19 protein-coding genes and 1 pseudogene are annotated in these 18,689 nt (G+C 66.8%); 11 read left to right on the top strand and 9 right to left on the bottom strand.

What is annotated here, in order from left to right:
• Positions 1-203 precede the first annotated feature (203 nt).
• From GMA12_RS16830 to GMA12_RS16840, 3 genes are all read right to left on the bottom strand, one after another.
• Positions 204-773, bottom strand: coding sequence for a DUF2238 domain-containing protein (locus tag GMA12_RS16830; RefSeq protein ID WP_156270664.1), 570 nt, complete (start codon positions 771-773; stop codon positions 204-206).
• Positions 774-1,178: 405 nt separating this feature from the next.
• Positions 1,179-2,357, bottom strand: a complete 1,179-nt coding sequence (locus GMA12_RS16835) for an AI-2E family transporter (protein ID WP_162459998.1) — start codon at positions 2,355-2,357, stop codon at positions 1,179-1,181.
• 310 nt (positions 2,358-2,667) lie between these two features.
• Positions 2,668-3,543: a potassium channel family protein gene (locus tag GMA12_RS16840; RefSeq protein ID WP_156270666.1), complete on the bottom strand. Its 876-nt coding sequence runs from the start codon at positions 3,541-3,543 to the stop codon at positions 2,668-2,670.
• Positions 3,544-3,757: 214 nt separating this feature from the next.
• Between GMA12_RS16840 and GMA12_RS16845 the strand changes: the two genes are divergently transcribed.
• From GMA12_RS16845 to GMA12_RS16875, 7 genes are all read left to right on the top strand, one after another.
• Complete coding sequence (locus GMA12_RS16845) at positions 3,758-5,008, top strand: cation:proton antiporter domain-containing protein (protein WP_240898928.1); 1,251 nt, start codon at positions 3,758-3,760, stop codon at positions 5,006-5,008.
• Between the two features lie 48 nt (positions 5,009-5,056).
• Positions 5,057-5,575 carry a DUF421 domain-containing protein gene (locus GMA12_RS16850; RefSeq protein WP_162459999.1) on the top strand — a complete coding sequence of 173 codons (519 nt, stop codon included), beginning with the start codon at positions 5,057-5,059 and terminating at the stop codon, positions 5,573-5,575.
• Entirely contained in the window at positions 5,572-6,339 is a 768-nt protein-coding gene (locus GMA12_RS16855) for a hypothetical protein (RefSeq protein ID WP_370831973.1), read from the top strand. Before GMA12_RS16850 ends, GMA12_RS16855 begins: the two co-directional genes overlap by 4 nt.
• Positions 6,326-7,135 carry a ZIP family transporter gene (locus tag GMA12_RS16860; RefSeq protein ID WP_156270667.1) on the top strand — a complete coding sequence of 270 codons (810 nt, stop codon included), beginning with the start codon at positions 6,326-6,328 and terminating at the stop codon, positions 7,133-7,135. The genes GMA12_RS16855 and GMA12_RS16860 overlap by 14 nt, the downstream gene beginning before the upstream one ends.
• A gap of 50 nt (positions 7,136-7,185) precedes the next feature.
• Positions 7,186-8,502 carry a DUF2254 domain-containing protein gene (locus tag GMA12_RS16865; protein ID WP_156270668.1) on the top strand — a complete coding sequence of 439 codons (1,317 nt, stop codon included), beginning with the start codon at positions 7,186-7,188 and terminating at the stop codon, positions 8,500-8,502.
• A gap of 239 nt (positions 8,503-8,741) precedes the next feature.
• The gene (locus tag GMA12_RS16870) at positions 8,742-9,149 is read left to right on the top strand and encodes a four-helix bundle copper-binding protein (RefSeq protein ID WP_156270669.1); all 408 of its coding nucleotides are present in this window, start codon (positions 8,742-8,744) and stop codon (positions 9,147-9,149) included.
• 66 nt (positions 9,150-9,215) lie between these two features.
• The gene (locus tag GMA12_RS16875) at positions 9,216-9,629 is read left to right on the top strand and encodes a hypothetical protein (RefSeq protein ID WP_156270670.1); all 414 of its coding nucleotides are present in this window, start codon (positions 9,216-9,218) and stop codon (positions 9,627-9,629) included.
• 68 nt (positions 9,630-9,697) lie between these two features.
• On the opposite strand, the gene GMA12_RS16880 is transcribed toward GMA12_RS16875, so the two are convergent.
• Positions 9,698-10,012, bottom strand: coding sequence for a hypothetical protein (locus GMA12_RS16880; RefSeq protein WP_156270671.1), 315 nt, complete (start codon positions 10,010-10,012; stop codon positions 9,698-9,700).
• 433 nt (positions 10,013-10,445) lie between these two features.
• Here GMA12_RS16880 and GMA12_RS16885 point away from each other — a divergent pair, with 433 nt between their 5' ends.
• Positions 10,446-11,087 carry a Pr6Pr family membrane protein gene (locus GMA12_RS16885; protein ID WP_156270672.1) on the top strand — a complete coding sequence of 214 codons (642 nt, stop codon included), beginning with the start codon at positions 10,446-10,448 and terminating at the stop codon, positions 11,085-11,087.
• Positions 11,088-11,218: 131 nt separating this feature from the next.
• Here GMA12_RS16885 and GMA12_RS16890 read toward each other — a convergent pair whose 3' ends face one another.
• From GMA12_RS16890 to GMA12_RS16900, 3 genes are all read right to left on the bottom strand, one after another.
• Positions 11,219-11,770, bottom strand: a complete 552-nt coding sequence (locus GMA12_RS16890) for a DUF421 domain-containing protein (RefSeq protein WP_156270673.1) — start codon at positions 11,768-11,770, stop codon at positions 11,219-11,221.
• Positions 11,771-12,047: 277 nt separating this feature from the next.
• Positions 12,048-12,431 carry a hypothetical protein gene (locus tag GMA12_RS16895; RefSeq protein ID WP_156270674.1) on the bottom strand — a complete coding sequence of 128 codons (384 nt, stop codon included), beginning with the start codon at positions 12,429-12,431 and terminating at the stop codon, positions 12,048-12,050.
• A 63-nt stretch (positions 12,432-12,494) separates the two neighbouring features.
• Positions 12,495-12,809 carry a glycoside hydrolase family 15 protein gene (locus GMA12_RS16900; RefSeq protein ID WP_156270675.1) on the bottom strand — a complete coding sequence of 105 codons (315 nt, stop codon included), beginning with the start codon at positions 12,807-12,809 and terminating at the stop codon, positions 12,495-12,497.
• Between the two features lie 344 nt (positions 12,810-13,153).
• On the opposite strand from GMA12_RS16900, the gene GMA12_RS19635 reads away from it, so the two are divergent.
• Positions 13,154-14,275 carry a hypothetical protein gene (locus GMA12_RS19635; RefSeq protein WP_156270676.1) on the top strand — a complete coding sequence of 374 codons (1,122 nt, stop codon included), beginning with the start codon at positions 13,154-13,156 and terminating at the stop codon, positions 14,273-14,275.
• A 265-nt stretch (positions 14,276-14,540) separates the two neighbouring features.
• On the opposite strand, the pseudogene GMA12_RS19640 reads toward GMA12_RS19635, so the two are convergent.
• Positions 14,541-14,678, bottom strand: a pseudogene (locus GMA12_RS19640) (recombinase family protein); the annotation flags it as partial.
• 205 nt (positions 14,679-14,883) lie between these two features.
• On the bottom strand, positions 14,884-15,129 hold the full coding sequence (locus GMA12_RS16915; RefSeq protein WP_162460000.1) for a PEP-CTERM sorting domain-containing protein: 246 nt from the start codon (positions 15,127-15,129) through the stop codon (positions 14,884-14,886).
• A gap of 629 nt (positions 15,130-15,758) precedes the next feature.
• Between GMA12_RS16915 and GMA12_RS16920 the strand changes: the two genes are divergently transcribed.
• Positions 15,759-16,565, top strand: a complete 807-nt coding sequence (locus GMA12_RS16920) for a helix-turn-helix domain-containing protein (RefSeq protein WP_156270678.1) — start codon at positions 15,759-15,761, stop codon at positions 16,563-16,565.
• 392 nt (positions 16,566-16,957) lie between these two features.
• Positions 16,958-18,673, top strand: coding sequence for an aa3-type cytochrome oxidase subunit I (ctaD, locus tag GMA12_RS16925; RefSeq protein WP_156270679.1), 1,716 nt, complete (start codon positions 16,958-16,960; stop codon positions 18,671-18,673).
• Positions 18,674-18,689: the final 16 nt, after the last annotated feature.

An 18,689-nucleotide genomic window follows, 5' to 3' on the forward strand; every position in this document is an offset into this window, starting at 1 on the left:
CGTCGCCTGACTGCAACGGTCCCGATCGCGTGTCCATTCACGGTAAGAACGCCTTCACCGCCCGGACAAGGGAAAACCCCGGACTCCAGGGGCCTTCCTCGGCGGCTGTGACAGGGCATGGGGACACTTGGGGCCCACTTGGGAGGAAGCTGTGACCACCCCGTGACGTCCCCGGCCCCAAGGCAAAACCCGACATGAGGGGGTCAGCGCTGAGACCGGCGGCGGGTCCAGTGCAAGACCAGCGCCCCGGCCACCAGGGAACCGCACATCCCGGCGAACAGATCCACGATGGTGTCGGTGTAACCCACATGCATTCCTGCCGGGCTGATCTGCTCCACAACCCACTCGTAGTACTCCCAGACCACCGCTGCGGTCACACCGATCAGGGCCACCCACACCACCGGCGCCCATCTGCGAGTACGAGTCTCCTGCTGCCAGGGATCAGGCAACAGACGAGCATCTGCCAGGAGGAAGTAGGACACCGCCGCGAGGCTGCCCGGGGTCACCACGTGCACCACGGTGTCGAAGTGCGGTATCTGGCGGTACCAGTGCTGGACCGAGCCCCACATCGCCAGCTGCGCCAGTACAGCGAAAGCCGCCACGAAAGGAATCGGTACCTGGGCCCGGCGCGTCAACACCAGGACGACGGTGATGGCGGTGAAACGCAACGCCCCGTCCCAGCGCTGAAACCACGCCAACCCGACCGCGCTGACCACGGCCGCGGCCACCGCGACAAAGAACACCCACCAGCTCACCTGTCGGATGCGCATCATCTCCCCACCGTAGGACGATTCCGCGCTGATAGGTCAATGGGCGGCCCATGTCGGCCGCGGTTGACTCGCTCCATCGCCCGTCCTGGGGCCTCGACGATCTGCCCGTCTTCAACCGTGATGTCCATGGCATGGCCGTTGGAGTGCAGAATCACAGCCGACGGAACCCAGCAGCCCACGTCCTGCGGGGATAGTCCGTCCCTCACGTAGGTGTCTACCCGCACCGGTCAGGACGTCCCGCAGGCATGGGGATGCGCCCCCATGGGCGAGCCATCCGGTCCGTGCTCGTCATCGAGTGTCTCCGGGTATCGCGCCGCGCGTCCGGTGGTGCGCCCCGGAATCTGCCGGCTCTCGGGAAGCCTCCCAGCACCGACGAGGATCCGATACGTCTTCGTCTGGCTCCAGTTGTCAGGGGGCCCGGCCGCTGCCCGACGTCTGTTCCGGGGAAGAGAGTGGGGTCTCGGTAGACGGTGTGCTCCAGCGGGGATCCTGCCGACGCATCCGCCGGTATTTGCCGCGGTGCTGACGGCTGGTCCGCTCGGCGACTCCCTGGCCCGAGACGGGGTCGGGGCCCAGCACTGGGTCGTCCCCGGCTTGGTAGCCAGTGGTCCATACCTGCAGGACCGCCCAGGTGACGGCGGTCAGTGGCACAGCCAGGACCGCCCCGGCCACACCGCCGAGCAGGCCGCCGATGGACAAGGCCAGAAGGACCACCAGTCCGTGCAGGCTCAAGGTGTGGGCCATGACGATCGGTTGCAGGAGGTTGCCTTCGAGCTGGTTGACGACGACCACGATGACGACGACGATCAGCGCCGCTCCGGGCCCATGGGTCAGCAGCGCCACCAAGGCAGCCAGGATCCCGGCGGCCACCGCCCCGATGATCGGGACGAACGCAGCCAGGAACGTGATAATCGTCAACGGGATTACCAGCGGCACCCCGATCCAGAACAGTCCCAGCCCGATGAAGGCCGCATCGACGCTGGCGACCACGATGACGCCACGCACGTACCCACCGAGAATACGCACCGCCCGGTCACCGGACTCGGCCAGTTTCGCCCGGTGCTCGCCGATGAACCAACGCAACGCGAAGTTCCACAGTTGCGGTCCGTCCTTGAGGAAGAAGAACAGGACCACGGCCATCAGGATGGTCCCGGTGATCATCTCGGTGACCGCGGTAAGTCCAGTGATGGCGTTGCGCCGTAGGGCAGCCCCGGTGAAGTAGTCGTTGATCTGTGACAGTGCGGCGTAGACGGCGGTGGAGTCCACCGGCACCGGAAGGGACCCGGATTCGAATAGTTCCTCCAGCTGTTGCCACCCTGCCGTGGCGGAAACCACCAACTCGTCCAGGTCATCGCTGATGCGCAGCACTACCACGGTGACCACGGCACCGAGCACGAACACCAGTGTGATGAACACCAGAGCCGCCGCCCAGGTACTGGCCCACCCGTGGCGTTCCAGCCAGCTGACCACCGGCCGGGTCGCCGAGGCCAGGATGAGGGCGATCAGCACCGCCAGGACAACCATCTTGACGGCCATCAGCGCGTAGATCACCACCATGGTGACGAGGGTGAGGATGAGCACCTGCACACCCCGGGAGGTTGCCCGCCCCAACCCGTCAGCCCACGGCGAGACAGACACGTGAATTGCGGATCGATGCGGTGGGGAGGATGCGCGATCTGCCAGCACGGGTTGGTCTGACGTCGTTGAGTGTTGCGGGCCGGAGGCGTGGACCGCATATGCGCGAAATGGTGGGATCGGTGACACAGGGACCACTTCCTCAGATCGGCCCACTGAGGGGCTCTGGCTCGTGATGGCTCGTGTTCTCCGCGCAGTGCCCCTGCCCTCCCCGGAAACGAATAGGCGGTGTGTCACTGCCATGCGTGGTGATGTGGTGTGCTCAGGCGCGAGGGGTGCGGGCGTGGTCGGTGGCGTAGGAGGTGAACACCTCCTGCAGGTCTGAACCGGCGTCCACAAAGTCTTCGCGCAGTTTGGTGCCGAGCTGCTCTAGCGCCTGGTCGAGCACCCCAGCGCCGGCCTGCAGTTCCGGCGTGGGGCTGGCGGCTGCGGTGTCGCGCAGGGTGAGGGCGTAGGGCAGGTGCCGGGCCAGGGACAGGTCAGGGTCCTCCTCCTGAAAGTAGTAGCTCTCGGTGTGCTGGGTGAGGTCGATGCGAGCCTTGGCGATCTGAGAGGCCAGGGTGTGCAACACGGCCGCGGCGGCCACCGGGTCCAGCCGTGGGAGGCGGTCGGCGTAGCCGCTGTCGGCCAGCCCCTTCAGGTCCAGGGCCAGGGCCCGGCGGCGGGACAGGGGTGGGTAGACCTGGGTGAACCAGGTCAGAGCGGTGGTCAGCAGCGCGAACCCGGTCAGGGCCTCCAACGGGGCGGCCATGCGCACCCACGGGTCGGTGGCCACCACGTCGCCGAAGCCCAGGGTCGCCAGGGTGACGAGGGAGACGTAGAGGGACTCGACGAAGTCGTGGTACTGGGCCGGGTCGATCCCGGAGGAGTAGACGAAGCCACCGGGAACGTGCGGGGCGTAGACCAGCGCCCACCCCACGCCCTGCATCGCGACCCACAGCACGACCACGGCCACCATCGCGGCCGGGCCGACGGCGGAGCCGAAACGGTGCCCGGTCGCTTTCGAGGCCTTCCACACCGCGGCGATCACCCAGTGACTGATCGCTCCTTTGCCGCTGGGGTGCAGCAGGCTGTGGTACATGTCGCGCAGCCCGGCCACGATGATCACCACGCCGAGGACCGTTAGAGCGACCTGCATGAATATTCTCTCTTCCGGATCGGTGTCCATGTCGCGGTGGGGCATCGTCGGCACCCGAGGACCTGGACCGCCGACGCCGGCGGCCCTTGCTGACCCCTCCATTGCTAAGGTTACTGTGGAACCTTCGGCGGTGTCGTGCCGGGGTTTTGTCTTCCGTGCCGCCGATCCGCACCCATGGGGAACCATTGCCCGCAGCATTCAGGAGGGAAGGCACATGCTGGAAATCAACCTGGTGTTGGCGCTGTTCGCAGGGCTCATCTTGGGGCTGTCGGCTTTTTCCTCGCTGCTGCAGCAGGCGAGCCTGCCCGGTCCCGTGCTGGCCTTGGCCTTCGGGGTGCTGATCGGACCCCACGCCCTGGGGTTGCTGCGGGTCGAGGACTTCGGGGTGCCCACCGGCACCCTGCTGGAGCAGGCGGCACGCATCACGCTGGGGGTGGGCCTGGCCGGGGTGGCCATGCGCCTGCCCCACGGGTACTGGCGGGCCAATGCACGCTGGATCGTGGTGATCATCGGGGTGGGCATGGCCCTGATGCTGGTGGTGGCCACCGGGGTGCTGTGGGGGCTGCTGGGGGTGCCGTTCCTGCTGGCGCTGTTGCTGGGGGCGATCATCACCCCCACCGACCCGGTGGTGACCACCCCGGTGGTCACCGGATCGCTGGCCGAGCAGCGGATTCCGGAGCGGGTGCGGCACAATCTCTCGGCCGAGAGCGGGATCAACGACGGGTTGGGCTACCTGTTCGTCATGCTGCCGGTGCTGCTTCTCACCAAACCCGGTGAGGCGTGGCAGGAGTTGTTGACGAAGGTGCTGCTGTGGGAGGTCCTCGGGGCCGGGCTCTTCGGGGCGGTGGTCGGGTACCTGCTGGGGAAGCTGTTCGTGGTCGTGCGGAGCAGGGGTTTCATGGAGGAGAGCTCGTATCTGGGCTTCCTGGTGCCCTTCGGGCTGTTCGTGCTGGGGGCGGGGAAGCTCTTGGGCACGGATGCGGTGCTGGCGGTGTTCGTGGCCGCCGCGGTCTTCGGTCAGGTGATCCCGCAGTGGGAGGAGGAGCAGGAGGACAAGGTCGATGACGTGGTCAACCGCTTCTTCCTGCTGCCGATCTTCGTGCTCATCGGCCTGGTCCTGCCCTGGTCGGCGTGGGCGCAGCTGGGCTGGGGCCCGCCGGTGGTGTTGCTGGCCGCGGTGCTGGTGCGCCGCCTGGTGACTCTGTGGGCTTTGCGGCCCCTGCTCAAAGGAGTGCACGACCGTCCCGAGACGTTCTTCCTGTCCTGGTTCGGGCCGATCGGGGTCTCCGCACTCTTCTACGCGACCTTGGCCGAACGGCACACCGGCCACCACGAGGTCTTCGTCTACACCACCATGGCCATCACCGCCTCGGTACTCGTCCACGGGCTGTCCACTGCCCCGGTGAGTGCGTGGCTGGCCCGCCAGGAACCGCAGCGCAAACAGTACGAGGAGACGGCCGCATGAGGCCCCACTGTCTCGTCGCGGTCCTGACCACGACGGAAGGAGATCCTCGTGTGGATTGATTCCTGGCCGGCAATCGCCCGGATCCTATTGGTCGGGGCGGCCGCCTACACGGTGCTGGTGGTGATCCTGCGGGCCTCGGGCAAGCGGACCCTGGGGCAGCTCAATGCTTTTGACTTCGTGGTGACCGTCTCCCTGGGTTCAACCCTGGCCACCATCCTGCTCAGCTCGGACGTCTCCTGGGCTGAAGGCGCTACTGCTCTGGGCCTGCTGGCCGGGCTGCAGTTCCTGGTGGCTTGGGTGTCGACGCGATGGCCGAAAGTCCGAGGCGTGTTCACTGCTGAGCCGGCCCTGCTGCTGGCCGACGGGCGGATCCGCCATGACGCGTTGCGGGCCAACCGGCTCACGGTCTCCGAGCTGCGCCAGGCGGTGCGGATGCAGGGCGCCGGGGACCTGTCACAGGTCAAGGCGGTGGTGCTGGAGACCAACGGCAAGCTCAGCGTGATCACCACCAGCCAGTACGGCAATGGCTCGGCCCTCCAGGACGTGGGCGGGGCGGAGCAGCTGTGAGCAGCCGCCCGGCTCGCGCCCCGGCCCAGGAGATGGCCGCGGCCGAGGCCCTGGCCGCCCGCCTGGACCGGCCGATGGGCTTCCTCGGGATCGTCTTCCTGTTCGTGGTGCTGGGCCAGTTGCTGGTCACCGAACCGGGGTGGAGCCGGGCTTTGAGCATCATCGGCTGGGTGTTCTGGGCCCTGTTCGTGGCCGAGTTCGGGCTGCGGGCCTACATCGCCGGGTTCCAGGCCGCGTTCTGGCGCCGCAACTGGTGGCAGGTGCTGTTCCTGTTGCTCCCGTTCCTGCGCTTCGTCCGGGCCCTGCAGGCACTGCGTCTGGTACGCCTGGCCCGGCTTAGCCGCCTGGCCCGGGCCGGGGGCATCGTCTCGGCCGGGGTGCGCGGGTCGCGGTCGGCCGGGCGATTGCTCTCCAGCCGCATCGGATGGCTGGCGGCGGTGACCGTGGTGGTGGTGCTGGCCGCCAGCCAGCTGCTCTATGCCGTGGAATCGCACACCGACTACACCACCGCCCTCTACGAGGCGGCCCTGGCCACCGTCACCGGCAGCGGCATCACCACCACCGATCCCTTCTCCAAGGTCCTGCAGGTGGTCCTGGCCGTCTACTCCGTGGCCGTGTTCGCCACCCTCGCCGGCTCCCTAGGCGCCTACTTCCTGCGCGACCACCCCTCCCCCACCGCACCGGACAACCACCCGCAACCCCCAGCCGGTGGGCAAGCATCCGCCCCCGACCACGACCAGGAGAACCCGCATGGGAACCTTTGAACCCTCCACCACCGCCAGTGTGTGGATCGCCGCGGCCCTGACCGCGGTGCTGGCCGGACTGCACCTGGCCGCCCCGCACATCCGCAAGCTGCCCTTTGTGCCCGAGCGCTACATGGGTTCCTTCGCCGGTGGGCTGGCCGTGGCCTACGTCTTCCTGCACCTGCTCCCGGAGATCGCCGCCGGCAACGAGGCCATCGGCGATGCCCTCTCCGATGTGCTCGAACCCACCCCGCTGCTGGAGCTGGGCATCTTCCTAATCGCTCTGGCCGGGTTTACCGCCTTCTACGGGCTGGAGCGCCTGGCCACCACCCACGGCGCCCGGGACACCACCCCGGCGTCCACGGCCGGCCCCCCGCGGGGCGGGGCCGTGGAGTCGGCCGGGGTGTACTGGCTGCACCTGGGTTCGTTCATGGTCTACAACGTGTTGATCACCTACACCATGGTCCTGCGGGTCCGCACCGGGCTGCTGTTCGCCGTGCTGTTCACCGTGGCCATGGGCCTGCACTTCGTGCTCACCGACCGCGGCCTGAAAGAGCACTATCCGCACCGGTTCCGCGCCCACGGCCGGCTTCTGCTGGCCGCTGCCCTGGTGGCCGGCTGGGTGCTGGCGGCGATCTTCGCCCCCACCAGCACCCTGCTGGTGGCTCTGCTCACCGCCCTGCTGGGCGGATCCGTGCTGCTGAACGTCTTCAAGGAAGAGGTCCCCACCAACCGTTCCTCCAGCTTCGCGTGGTTCTCCATCGGCCTGGTGCTCTACTCGGTGCTGCTGGCCGTGATCACCGGCATCGAGGAGTAACCCCGTGGGTGAGCGTGGACGGCTGCGGCGACGGTTTTTAGGCTGAGGCGATGAGGAACCTGTCGGGGTGGTGGCACCGGGTGGCCGGGGCCTTCTGGTTCGTCCCCGCGCTGTGCTTGCTCGCCGCCTTGCTCCTGGCCCAGGCGGTGGTGGCCATCGACCGTGTGTTGCCCGATGCCCCGTCCTCTCCCTGGTTTTCCTGGGTGTATGCGGTGGGCATCGACGGGTCCCGGTCCATGCTGGCGGCCATCGGCACCTCGATGCTGGCGGTGGCAGCCACCGCCTTCTCCATCACCATCTCCGTGGTCGCCACCGCCAGCTCCACCTACGGGCCGCGGCTGGTGCGCAACTTCATGGCCGACCGCGGCAACCAGCTCGTGCTCGGGGTGCTGGTGGCCACGTTCCTCTATGCGCTGCTGGTGCTGCGCACCATCCGATCGGCCGGTGATAACCTGGCCGCCCCTTTCGTCCCGCACCTGGCCGTCAACCTCGCCGTAGTCCTGGCCGTGGCCGACGTCGCTCTGCTCGTGTGGTTCATCCACCACATCGCCGCCTCCGTCCAGGTAGATACCCTCGTGCACCGGGTGCGTCGTGATTTCCGGGCGGCCCTCGAACGGTGGCACCCTGAACAGCCCCCCGAGGACGCGACGCGCACCAGCGCCCTGCGTCCCGGCGGGGCCGAGATCCCCGCCGGGACGACCGGCTACCTCGTCGAAGCCGACCTTGAACGCCTCCGGGACCTGGCCGCCGACCAGGACGCCGTCCTCGAGCTGGTCCCCCGGGTCGGTGATCACCTCCTCGCCACGGAACCTCTGGCCCGGGTCTGGCCCGAAGCGCAAGCCGAGGACCTCGCTGAGCAGGTGCGGCGCTGCCTGCGCACCGCCGACGCCCGCACCTCCGACCAGGATGTCCGCTTCGCCCAGCAGCAGGTCGTCGAGCTGGCCGTGCGCGCCCTCTCCCCGGGCACCAACGACCCGTACACCGCGATTAACGCCATCGAGGAACTGGCCGCCGGCATCGCGATCGCCGTCTCCCGCCCCGCCCCTGCCAACACCCTCGTGCACGACGGAACCGCCCGGGTCCACTACCGTCCCGTGGAGCTGGAAGAGATCGTGGCCATGCCCTTCGACCACATCCGCCCCCATGCTCTCGGGTACGTGCCCGTGCTGAAATCCTTAATTGATCTAGCAGCCCGCACCGACCGGGCCACCATCCATCCCGGTGCCACAGGGTGGACTCGTGACCACATCGACGTGCTGATGGACGAGTTCCGCGCCCAGGACCCCCATCCCCATGACCTGCAGCAGGTGGAACAGCACCTCGCCCACCGTCGAACCGACCCGTTCCGGGGCGCGGGCGGCCACTGAACCGGCACGATCATCGCGCCCGGGCAGAATTCCCGCGTCCCCGTCGCTCCCCCCAGGGGCCGCCAACCCGGGACAACCATGAAAGTTCAGTGGGAGTGCTCTGCCGATCCCTGTGCTACGGCCTGGTAAGCCTTCCCGCCCCCAGCATCGCAAGGTTACTGTCAATTGGGAGTCGGGGTGGCCTCCGCACCAGATCGACGTACCGCCGCCCATGCGGGGCCCGAGAGAAGGAGCAAGTCATGACCCACATCACCTCGATGCTCGAGACCTACCCGAAGGATCTGGGACACGTAGACAAGGGCAAGCTGGCCGAGTGCATCGCCGCCTGTTTCGAGTGCACCCAGACCTGCACCGCTTGCGCGGACGCGTGCCTGTCCGAGGACATGGTGGCGGAGCTGACCAAGTGCATCCGCACCAACCTGGACTGCGCAGACCTGTGCGAGACCACCGGTCGGGTGCTGTCACGGCACACCGGCTACGACGCGAACATCACCCGGGCCGTGCTGGAGGCCTGCCGGGTGGCGTGCAAAGCGTGCGGAGACGAGTGCGCCTCCCACGCCGCGATGCATGAGCACTGCCGGGTCTGCGCCGAGGCCTGCCGGCGCTGCGAGAGCGCCTGCGCCGAACTGCTCACCTCGCTGGGGTAGCGATCACCGGTCGCTCCACCCTTTTCGGCGAAACCCACGAAACCACAACCGCCAAGGAGGACAGCGATGTCCCCGACACGACCAGCGCTTCGTCTCGCAGCAGGATGCCTGTTGCTGGGCGGGGCCGTGACCGGATGCACCAGCGAGACCGAGCTGACACAAGCCGATCAGTCCGACATCCCCACCGAAGAACTGATCGGTCAGACCATGACGATGACCAACGAGGTGCAAGAAGTACTCGCCCACGGGGTGATCACCATCGGAGCCGAAGACACCGTCGTCGTAGCCGATGAGCTGCCCGAGGGGCTCATGCGCGGAGACGATGTGGAGGTCACTGGCACCGTGGACAAACGAGATGTCTTCACCATCGAGGATCTGGAAGCTCTGCAGCAGGTGACAAGCCAGCAGGAGGCCCAGTACTTCGTCAATCGCAGGGAGGAGCTGATCCTCACCGACGCCACGGTCACCCGCACCGGGTGATCCACCGGAGCCGCTCACCCCAAGCCCGTGCTGACCGGCCGGCCCGATTGCGGCAGGGCGGCGCGGGCCTATCTGCCGTTTTCTGGGTCGGTGCACGAGTCCGTCAACCAGCCCCTGATCTCCTCCAGAGACTCCTCCAGTGCTGGAGTGTTGAGCTGCGCCGGGGCCGCGGTGGGCGCTGTGGTAGGTGACTGCTCAGCGGCCAGCTCCTCACCGTAGGTGTCGACCAGCAACTGGATGCGGGACAGCTCTGCGACGAGATCGTCAGGGGCGGTCGCGACCATGGTCGCCACCTCGTCCTCCACCCGTTGCACGTCCGCCACGCGTGAGGTGACCCTCAGGCTGGAGGGCAGCACGGACAGCGTCAGCACGTGTCCGGCCACGGCCGCGCAGGCCTCCGCCTGGTTGCTGTAGGCCCCCCAGGGGCCCGTGTCCGGCGCAGGATCGCTGGTCGGCCCACCGGATGCAGGGACTGTGGTCGACGGGCTGGGCGCGGAACCCGGCCCGGCGGGCTCATCGCCACCTGGATTCGCGCATCCGGCCAAGGCGGTGCAGGCCATGGCCACAACGAACCAGCCTTGGGGAAGGCGTGCGGGGGACCGCCGCATCGGTGTCGAAGGCGGGTGCATGATCAGGCGCTCCTCACCGGCAGGACGGGAAACTGTTGCCGTCAGCCTAGGTGCCCAGGGTCGACGGCGGCGTCCGTCCCTTCCTGCCTCCCGTTGGATGATCGTGGTCATCGGAATCGGGCCTCTATTCTGGGCGAGGTGGCCTGCCGTAGCTGCCTGGCACAGAGGGGGGTCCATGCGTCGTGTCATGCTGGCCCTCCGGATCGGGGCGTTGGCCGTGGCGATCGGCGCCCTCACCTCCCGCTCCAGTTGCGCCTTCGTGACCCGCACCTGTCTGGGCACGAATCTGTTCAGCTACTTCACCGTCCACAGCACCATCTTGCTGGTGGTGACTCTGCTGCTGGCGCTGTTCCACCACGTCTTCCGTGGTGGTGAACCGGTGTGGTTGACCGCGCTGCGGAGCCTGGCCACCACCTACATGCTCGTTTCCGGAATCGTATTCACCGCCATGCTCCTCAACGCGGAACTGTTCGGTTACCTCTTCCTCGTTCCCTTGTCGTCGAAGGTGCTGCACTTCGTGCTGCCCGTCTACGCCGTCCTGGACTTCGTGATGGGACCAGGTCGGCACCGATTGCGCCTCTCGACCGTGTGGGCCACCATGGTCTATCCGCTCCTGTGGGCCCTCTACACGCTGATCCGGGGCAGCATGGTGGGGTGGTATCCCTATTTCTTCCTCGACCCGTCCCAGGTGGGCGGCTACACAGCGGTCGGGCTGTATGCATCGGGGGTCTCGGCGCTGATCCTCATCGTGGCACTGGGGGTCACCGCGGCCACCCGTCTACCCTGCATTAATCCTTCTGGGCTCCCCGGGCAGGTGAACACCAGCTGAGTCGCTGCAGTTCCAGGGGTACGAGGATCGCCGTGTCTGTCGCCAATCCCCCGCCGAGGTCGTGTTCCTGGGCGCGGCGCCCGGATCTACGCATGCCCTCTGCCGGGCCGGTCGCGACAACACAGCACGGCCTACTGGTCGTGGCCGAAGAGATGGTCCGGGAGATGCTCCACGCCGTGCACAGCAGCCATCAAGCGGCGATCCAACGCCACCCCACGCCGCAGTACGCTGATCTCACCGGTGGGCTCGAGGACCACACAGGCCACCTCCGAGCAATGGCGGATGCCGGCCAGGCGCAGCTGGGGCCACAGCTCATCCTCCACCACGTGGGTCCTACGCAGATTCTCATGCAAGACCTCGCTTCCGGCCATGATGAGCACGGGACGGTTGATCAGCAGCCGTGACGAATGGGTCCAGCGCCGCAACTGACCGGCCAGGGCCTGCATGGCGAACAACGTGGGTAGAGCGACCAGTCCCGCTCCGAGCGTGGGCGTGTACCCCAGGGCAGCGCGGCCGATGACGGCGCCCAAAGCGATAGCGGTGGCCAGGTCAGTGCTGGACATCCTTGCCAATGCTCGTTGTCCGAGCATCCGGACGAGCACGACGAACGCCCAGTAGATGCCGGTCGTGGCGACGGCCACCGTCACGGCATCCGAGGGGGTGAGGAAGAGTTCCGCCCACATGCTGGCTCCTTACCGCTTCGAGGCGTGCCCACTGACGAGAAAGCCTCGCTCGCTTCGACGTTCCCTCAGGGCACCCGATTCGTCGCAGCCAAAATTCGTCTCAATCTATCGGAACTCCCGGTGGGACCCCCGAGGGGATGTCCTGCACATCTTGGCCCGGCCTAGAAATTTGTGCCGTTACCGTCATGGCAACCACACCGCCTAGCGGGTGACCTGACCCGGTCAGAGCTGTTCGGCGGATGCCAGCCCTCCTCCATCTCTCGGTGCTGGGACGACGTCAGCTGGGCCAGTGGTCGCGAAGGAACCAGATGCCTGCGACGGCAAACACGAGATCCAGCGCCAGCCAGGACGCGCCTTTAAGCATCGCGCCCTCCAGGAACCGGAACACCGCGGTGGCGAGAATGCTCAGCACCCCAATGCCCAGGAACGTCGTCATGAAGAGCAGGACTGCGCCGTCGGACCCTCCGGTGGTCGCACTGTTGGTGGCGTTGTTCTGATTCTGCGTGGCTGCATGCTCGGCGATCAGAAGAACAACAACGGCTACCGCGGCAGCCAGAACGGCAGCGGCGGGGTATCCGAGCTGAAAGGATCTCCCCGCCCCCACAGCGCAGACAGCGACCACTCCGACCAGGAGGTAGGCGGATAGCTTCCGTCTGCGCATGTGAAGACCCTCTCAGATGGTCTGGAAATCATCGCTGCCAGGCAAGAATTCGCAGGAGCCGGCTCACACGCCTGGCCCTGCTCCTTTTGGTACAGGATGGCCGGCCGTGGGACGTCGATCCCGTTCGGACAGCCGGTCTTCTCCGGTGGCTTCTTCCACCGCGTCGGTTGTCCGGATGAAGCTCAGATGGCTGAAGGCCTGAGGGGAGTTCCCGGCCAACCGCTGGATAGCCGGGGCGTATTCCTCCGCGTAGAGCCCGAGGTCGGCGGCGTAGCCGACCAGCTCGTCCAGCAGGGCCCGGGCGTCGGTGGGGCGGCCGCCGCGGGCGAATTGCTCCACGAGTGGGGTGGAGCTGTGCTCAGCACGCTGATCAGCCATGCGCCTCATTCAATCAGCACTAACCCAGCAAGCACTATCACCTCTGCACACCCAGGCCGCCCGCAGTACGGTGAAACTCATCAAGCCCATCGGAATGTGGGTTCGCACGTTCTCTGGACCGGGCTGAGCGCCCACAGCGGGTCTGTCGGCGGGAACCAGGGTCCATGTCGGGTCCGACGCCAGTCAGGATCGCGGGCCGCCGTCGAAAAGGTGGGCAGGTAGTCGCTCCGCACCGCGCACCCGGATGCGGACCTTTCCTGCGCCTCATGAACCATGCGCGCGGACCGTGTTGGGCTCCCCATGGCACGCAGATCAGGTCTTCCGGGATAGCCCATGATGATCGTGTGAGTGATGTTCAAGGGTCTGATCAGCGGCTGGGTTCTCGTGCGGTGACGATCGGGGTGATGGCCGATCCGGGGCTGCCTGAGAAGGTGGCTGGCGTCGTGGCCGAGGATCTGGAGCGGGATCTGGCCGAGCACATCGACGCGCGGGTGCAGTGGCGGGTGGAGTCCGACCGGGGCACCCTGCCGCTGACCGCCGAAGGGGACATCCCGCTGCTCGATCAGGCCCCCCGGATCCGGGAGGAGCGCGGCTGGGACTATCTCATCTACCTCACCGACCTGCCCCGCACCCACGGGGGCGAGCCGATGGTGTGCGAGCTCAGTTCCACCACTCGCGCCACCCTGGTCTCCCTGCCCACCCTGGGATGCTGGCGGGTCACCGCCCGCACCCGCCGGCTGCTGGTGACACTGATTGACTCGGTGCAACACGGCAGTGAGGACTATCCCTCCCAGCCTGCCGCCCGCCAGGCCGTCGGCCACGGCGCCATTCGTCGGCAGTCTTCCGCTGGTGAGGACACTGCCTATGTCACCGTGCCGGGATCGTGGAACCGGTTGCGCCTGCTGGCCGGGATGGTCCGCCACAATCGCCCGCACCGGCTGCTGTCGGCGCTCTCCAGCTGCGTCGCCGCGGCGGCGGCCACCGGGGCTTTCGGTATCTTCTACACCTCCATTTGGTCCATGGCCGATGCCCTGCACCCGGGTCGGCTAGCACTGATCAGCGTGGTGGTCATCGCCGCTCTGAGCAGCTGGCTCATCCTGCACAACGGGTTGTGGACCACTACAGGGAGCTCCGTGCGCAATACCTTCGCCGGCCGTCAGGCCGCCTGGGACAACGCCGCCACCGTCATCACCGTCGGACTCAGTGTGGCGCTGATGTACGCGATTCTTTACCTGGTGCTGCTCATCAGCGCGGTGGCGGTCATCGACACCGGCTACCTTCACTCCCAGCTCGGCCACCCGGTCGGACCGGCCGACTACGCGCGGCTGTCGTGGCTGGCTGCCTCCCTGGGTACCATGGCCGGGGCCCTGGGGTCGAACTTCGACAGCGACCATGCCATCCGCGAAGCCACCTACAGCCGCCGAGCACACCAACGACGCCAGTTGGCCCAAGCCCAGGACGGTTGACCCATCCCACCCAGTACCCACCCATGAACCCCGTATATACATGCACCGAGTGGCTCTCATACGGCGCTTTCTGGCAACTCCTGGATGCGCCGGTAGAGGGTGGCCCGGGGTATGCCCGTGTCGCAGGCGGCCTGTCCTCCATCGATGAGGTGGATCGTGTTGTGGATCTGGGGGTCCGTGGAGGTTGGGCGCCACCCGCCGAGGTCCTGCCGGTGGCCCTCCGTTTGGCGACCGAGTCGGTAATCCGCTCCTGCTGGATCTCCAGCTCCCGCTGTGCCGGCGTCACCATGACGATGAACACCATCGACCAGATCGGGGTCGCGGTGTCCACATCTCCCCCGCCGAGGTTGAGCACCGCCGGCCCGGCGCCTCTGCCCCATAGCGCTTCGGCGCAGGTCAGCATGTTCCGCGTCGACCGCCCCAGACGGTCCCACCTGATGATGACCAGAGTGCCACCCGCTGCGAGAACGAGTACCACCCTGCCAAAGAACTTTCATAGGTCACGTTGCCGATAGCAGGCCGGATGTAAAGCTTGGTCGCTGGGAACTCTTTGAAGGACCCTGCCACCCTGGCCCCCAGAATAGGTGCGTGGGCAGCTGGGGCGGCTGTCAGGGAGCTGTTTCCAGAAGCTGCTGCTGGTACCGACGGGCCTGGACCTGCGCCCTGGACCGATCAACGTGCCGCTGCGACCGGGATTCGAAGTCCACGACGATGCGGGCAATCAATGCCACCGCCCCGATCACGAGCAGAGCGATCGCCGCCGGCTCCGGCGCAGCACTCGTTCCGACCGACAGGCCCAGCTCGAACATGGCCGCCGCAGCTGCCATCCCACCCGCGCCCGTGGCAACGGTCATCAACATCCTCGCCATTGGAGACCTCCAGGCATTGAGCACTAGACGTTTGTCTATGCAAAACAAGCTAGTAACATGACTCGCCAGTAATCAAGACGGCATACGTGGCGCTGATCCACATGCTGAGACGGTACGGCGGACCGCGCACCCCAAGACGTCGTGGACAAAGCGATGAGACTGCGGCAAGAGTGCACGACACCCGAGTTGGCTTGCCGACCGAGAACCGTCCGCACGTCTCGCGACGAGGGTCGAACACGTTGGTCGCCGTCGGCCACCGCGAATACGGGGTGGGTCAGTCGCACCAAACCGTCAATGCCGGTGTCCCGCGTAGCCTTCTCCATGCCCTGCGCGTGTGAGGCTCCCACCGACTATCGCACCAACACACTTTTGCGTTTCCGGAGTACGTAGCCGTCCCCCGTTGCGTGGACAGCAGCCGCGTTTCCTGTCCTTCCGGGCCTTGCAGGCCGTAGGGTTTCCGGGTCATGAAAGATGTCCACCGTGGTGCCTTCACCACCACAAACGCCGGAGAGGCCGCAGAGACCTTGAGCCGGCTCATCGGCCGCGCTCAGGTCCACGCACCCGCCGACGAAACCTTCCAGTTGACCCTCTCCTGGGCAGTGGCCGGACCGGTCATGTCTCGGCGGGCCCAGGTGGGACAGGGCTCGACCGTGCGCATGGGCGTGGAGTCGGCGCAGACGATCAACATCGCCCAGGTGAGCGACGGGGCCATGACGGTGCGCGCCGGCGGCGAGCAGTACCGTCTGGGCGTGGACCCGTACCTGATGCCGCAGGAGCGATTCGCCTCCACCATGGAGGCCACCGATCTGAGCATCGTGGCCCTGGACCACCCCTGGGTCCAGGACCACGCGAGCGAACTGCTGCAGCAGGAGGACTTCCGGTTCCGGCTCACCGGCGCCCGCCCCCATCACCAGGCCGCCGCCCAGCACTGGGCCGGCGCCGTGGGATACCTGCGTGACGTACTGGACACCCCCGACGCGGCCACAGTGCCCCTGATCCGCGCCGAAGCCCAACGCCGGGTGGCCACCGCACTGCTGCACTGCTTTCCCAGCACCTTCACCGACCACCCCCGACCGGAGGAAACCACCACACCCCTGCCCGGCCCCGTCCGCCGAGCAGCGCGATACATCGACGAGCACCTGGGCGAACCTATCGACCTGACCCATCTCGCCGCGGCCGCCCGCCTCCCGGCGCATCAACTGGTGCTCGCCTTCTGCCAGCACCTGGGCACCACCCCGGGTGGCTATTTGCGCACGGCACGCCTGGACGCCGCCCACCACGAGCTCCTGGCGGCCGACTCCACCCGTGGAGACACCGTGGCGGCTATCGCCCACCGGTGCGGCTTTCCCAACCTCGCCCGGTTCACCACCGAGTACCGCACCCAGTACGGCTGCACCCCGACCGAGACCCTGCACTCCTAGAACTCCTGCTGCAACGTGACCCGCGTAGGTCGTGGCCGGTAGCTGGCCATAGGCGAAGCACAGAGCAACAGTGCTACTACCGGCCCTGGCGTCGATGTGCTGGTGCTGCGTGCGTGCGAATTGCTCATGAGACGAACGGACATTGCGCGAGGTGCTGTCGGTCCGGAACCCGGACGTCTGACCCATGAGAGCCCCGGGCGTTCCTTCGCCGCGAGATTCGCCCGGACACGACGATGGGCATAGACAGGACGTGGGAGTACTGTCGGAGTTCACTGCTGGGTTGCAGTTCCGGGAGATAGCAGACCGTGGGGCCGGGCGCGTGGTACCGGTGCGTGAGTGTTGCGTGGCCGGTTGCTGCGGTGTTTCCCCTGGGGCGCTAGGAGGTTCTTCCAATGGCCATCTATGAGTACACCGCCGAGGAACGCCGCTCCGCCGTCGCACCGCAGGTCGTGCCCCGGTCCAAGGGGCGGAAGATCGTGGGGTGGTTGACGTCGACCGACCACAAGACGATCGGGTACATGTACCTGATCTCCTCCTTCGTGTTCTTTCTCCTGGCCGGGGTGATGGCGTTGCTGATCCGCGCTGAGCTGTGGGAACCAGGCCTGCAGGTGGTGGCGACGAAGGAGCAGTACAACCAGCTGTTCACCATGCACGGCACACTGATGCTGCTGATGTTCGGCACCCCGTTGTTCGCCGGCTTCGCCAACGTCATCATGCCCCTGCAGATCGGCGCCCCCGATGTGGCCTTCCCGCGACTGAACGCCCTGGCGTTCTGGTTCTTCCTCTTCGGCTCGCTGATCGCCACCGCCGGGTTCATCACCCCGCAGGGCGCGGCGTCCTTCGGCTGGTTCGCCTACACCCCGCTGTCGAACTCCTCGTTCTCGCCCGGCCTGGGCGGCGACCTGTGGGTCTTCGGCCTGGCGCTGTCGGGCTTCGGCACCATCATGGGGTCAGTCAACTTCATCACCACAATTGTTGCGATGCGCGCCCCGGGGCTGACCATGTGGCGGATCCCGATCTTCACGTGGAACACCCTGGTGACGGCTCTGCTGGTGATCATGGCGTTCCCACCCTTGGCCGCGGCCTTGTTCGCCCTGGGGATGGACCGCACTCTGGGCGGGCACATCTTCGACCCGGTCGCCGGTGGGCCGGTGCTGTGGCAGCACCTGTTCTGGTTCTTCGGCCACCCGGAGGTCTACATCATCGCGCTGCCGTTCTTCGGGATCGTCACGGAGATCATCCCGGTGTTCTCGAGGAAACCGGTCTTCGGGTACAAGGGCCTGGTCTTCGCCACGATCGCCATCGCGTCCCTGTCGGTGACGGTGTGGGCCCACCACATGTACGTCACCGGCGCGGTCATGCTGTCCTTCTTCGCCTTCATGACGATGATGATCGCCGTGCCCACCGGGGTGAAGTTCTTCAACTGGATCGGCACCATGTGGCAGGGCTCGATCACCTTCGAGACGCCGATGCTGTGGGTGCTGGGCTTCTTGTTCACGTTCCTCTTCGGTGGCCTGACCGGGGTGATCCTGGCGACCCCGCCGCTGGACTTCCACGTCTCGGACTCCTATTTCGTGGTGGCCCATTTCCATTACGTGGTGTTCGGCACGGTGGTGTTCTCCATGTTCGCCGGCTTCTACTTCTGGTGGCCGAAGTTCACCGGCAAGATGCTCAATGAGCGGCTGGGGAAGATCCAGTTCTGGATGCTGTTCGTGGGCTTCCACACCACGTTCCTGATCCAGCACTGGCTCGGGGTCTCGGGCATGCCGCGCCGCTATGCGGACTATCTGCCCGAGGACGGGTTCACCTGGATGAACCAGATCTCCACCGCCGGCGCGATGCTGCTGGGAGCCTCCATTGTGCCGTTCCTGTACAACGTGTGGACGACTGCCCGCCACGGCAAGAAGGTCGAGGTGGATGACCCGTGGGGCTTCGGCGGTTCGCTGGAGTGGGCGACGTCCTGCCCACCGCCGCGGCACAACTTCACCTCGTTGCCGCGGATCCGCTCCGAGCGCCCGGCGCTAGACCTACACCACCCCGAGTTGGGGATGGAGTCCCCGCAACAGTCCCCGGTCGACGACGCCGCCATGGCCACCCGTCAGGAGTGAACGCCTCCCGATTCTC

It is taken from the genome of Kocuria sediminis (genome assembly GCF_009735315.1).
GTDB lineage: Bacteria > Actinomycetota > Actinomycetes > Actinomycetales > Micrococcaceae > Kocuria > Kocuria turfanensis.

Bases quoted from the DNA above. Each gene is read 5' to 3' on its own strand.
- GMA12_RS16895 (WP_156270674.1), bottom strand. From the start codon at position 12,431: ATGCGCAGACGGAAGCTATCCGCCTACCTCCTGGTCGGAGTGGTCGCT.
- GMA12_RS16860 (WP_156270667.1), top strand. From the start codon at position 6,326: ATGGGAACCTTTGAACCCTCCACCACCGCCAGTGTGTGGATCGCCGCG.
- GMA12_RS16840 (WP_156270666.1), bottom strand. From the start codon at position 3,543: ATGCAGGTCGCTCTAACGGTCCTCGGCGTGGTGATCATCGTGGCCGGG.
- GMA12_RS16875 (WP_156270670.1), top strand. From the start codon at position 9,216: ATGTCCCCGACACGACCAGCGCTTCGTCTCGCAGCAGGATGCCTGTTG.
- GMA12_RS16915 (WP_162460000.1), bottom strand. From the start codon at position 15,129: ATGACCGTTGCCACGGGCGCGGGTGGGATGGCAGCTGCGGCGGCCATG.
- GMA12_RS16830 (WP_156270664.1), bottom strand. From the start codon at position 773: ATGATGCGCATCCGACAGGTGAGCTGGTGGGTGTTCTTTGTCGCGGTG.
- GMA12_RS16865 (WP_156270668.1), top strand. From the start codon at position 7,186: ATGAGGAACCTGTCGGGGTGGTGGCACCGGGTGGCCGGGGCCTTCTGG.
- GMA12_RS16870 (WP_156270669.1), top strand. From the start codon at position 8,742: ATGACCCACATCACCTCGATGCTCGAGACCTACCCGAAGGATCTGGGA.
- GMA12_RS16845 (WP_240898928.1), top strand. From the start codon at position 3,758: ATGCTGGAAATCAACCTGGTGTTGGCGCTGTTCGCAGGGCTCATCTTG.
- GMA12_RS16890 (WP_156270673.1), bottom strand. From the start codon at position 11,770: ATGTGGGCGGAACTCTTCCTCACCCCCTCGGATGCCGTGACGGTGGCC.
- ctaD (WP_156270679.1), top strand. From the start codon at position 16,958: ATGGCCATCTATGAGTACACCGCCGAGGAACGCCGCTCCGCCGTCGCA.
- GMA12_RS16900 (WP_156270675.1), bottom strand. From the start codon at position 12,809: ATGGCTGATCAGCGTGCTGAGCACAGCTCCACCCCACTCGTGGAGCAA.
- GMA12_RS16885 (WP_156270672.1), top strand. From the start codon at position 10,446: ATGCTGGCCCTCCGGATCGGGGCGTTGGCCGTGGCGATCGGCGCCCTC.
- GMA12_RS16920 (WP_156270678.1), top strand. From the start codon at position 15,759: ATGTCTCGGCGGGCCCAGGTGGGACAGGGCTCGACCGTGCGCATGGGC.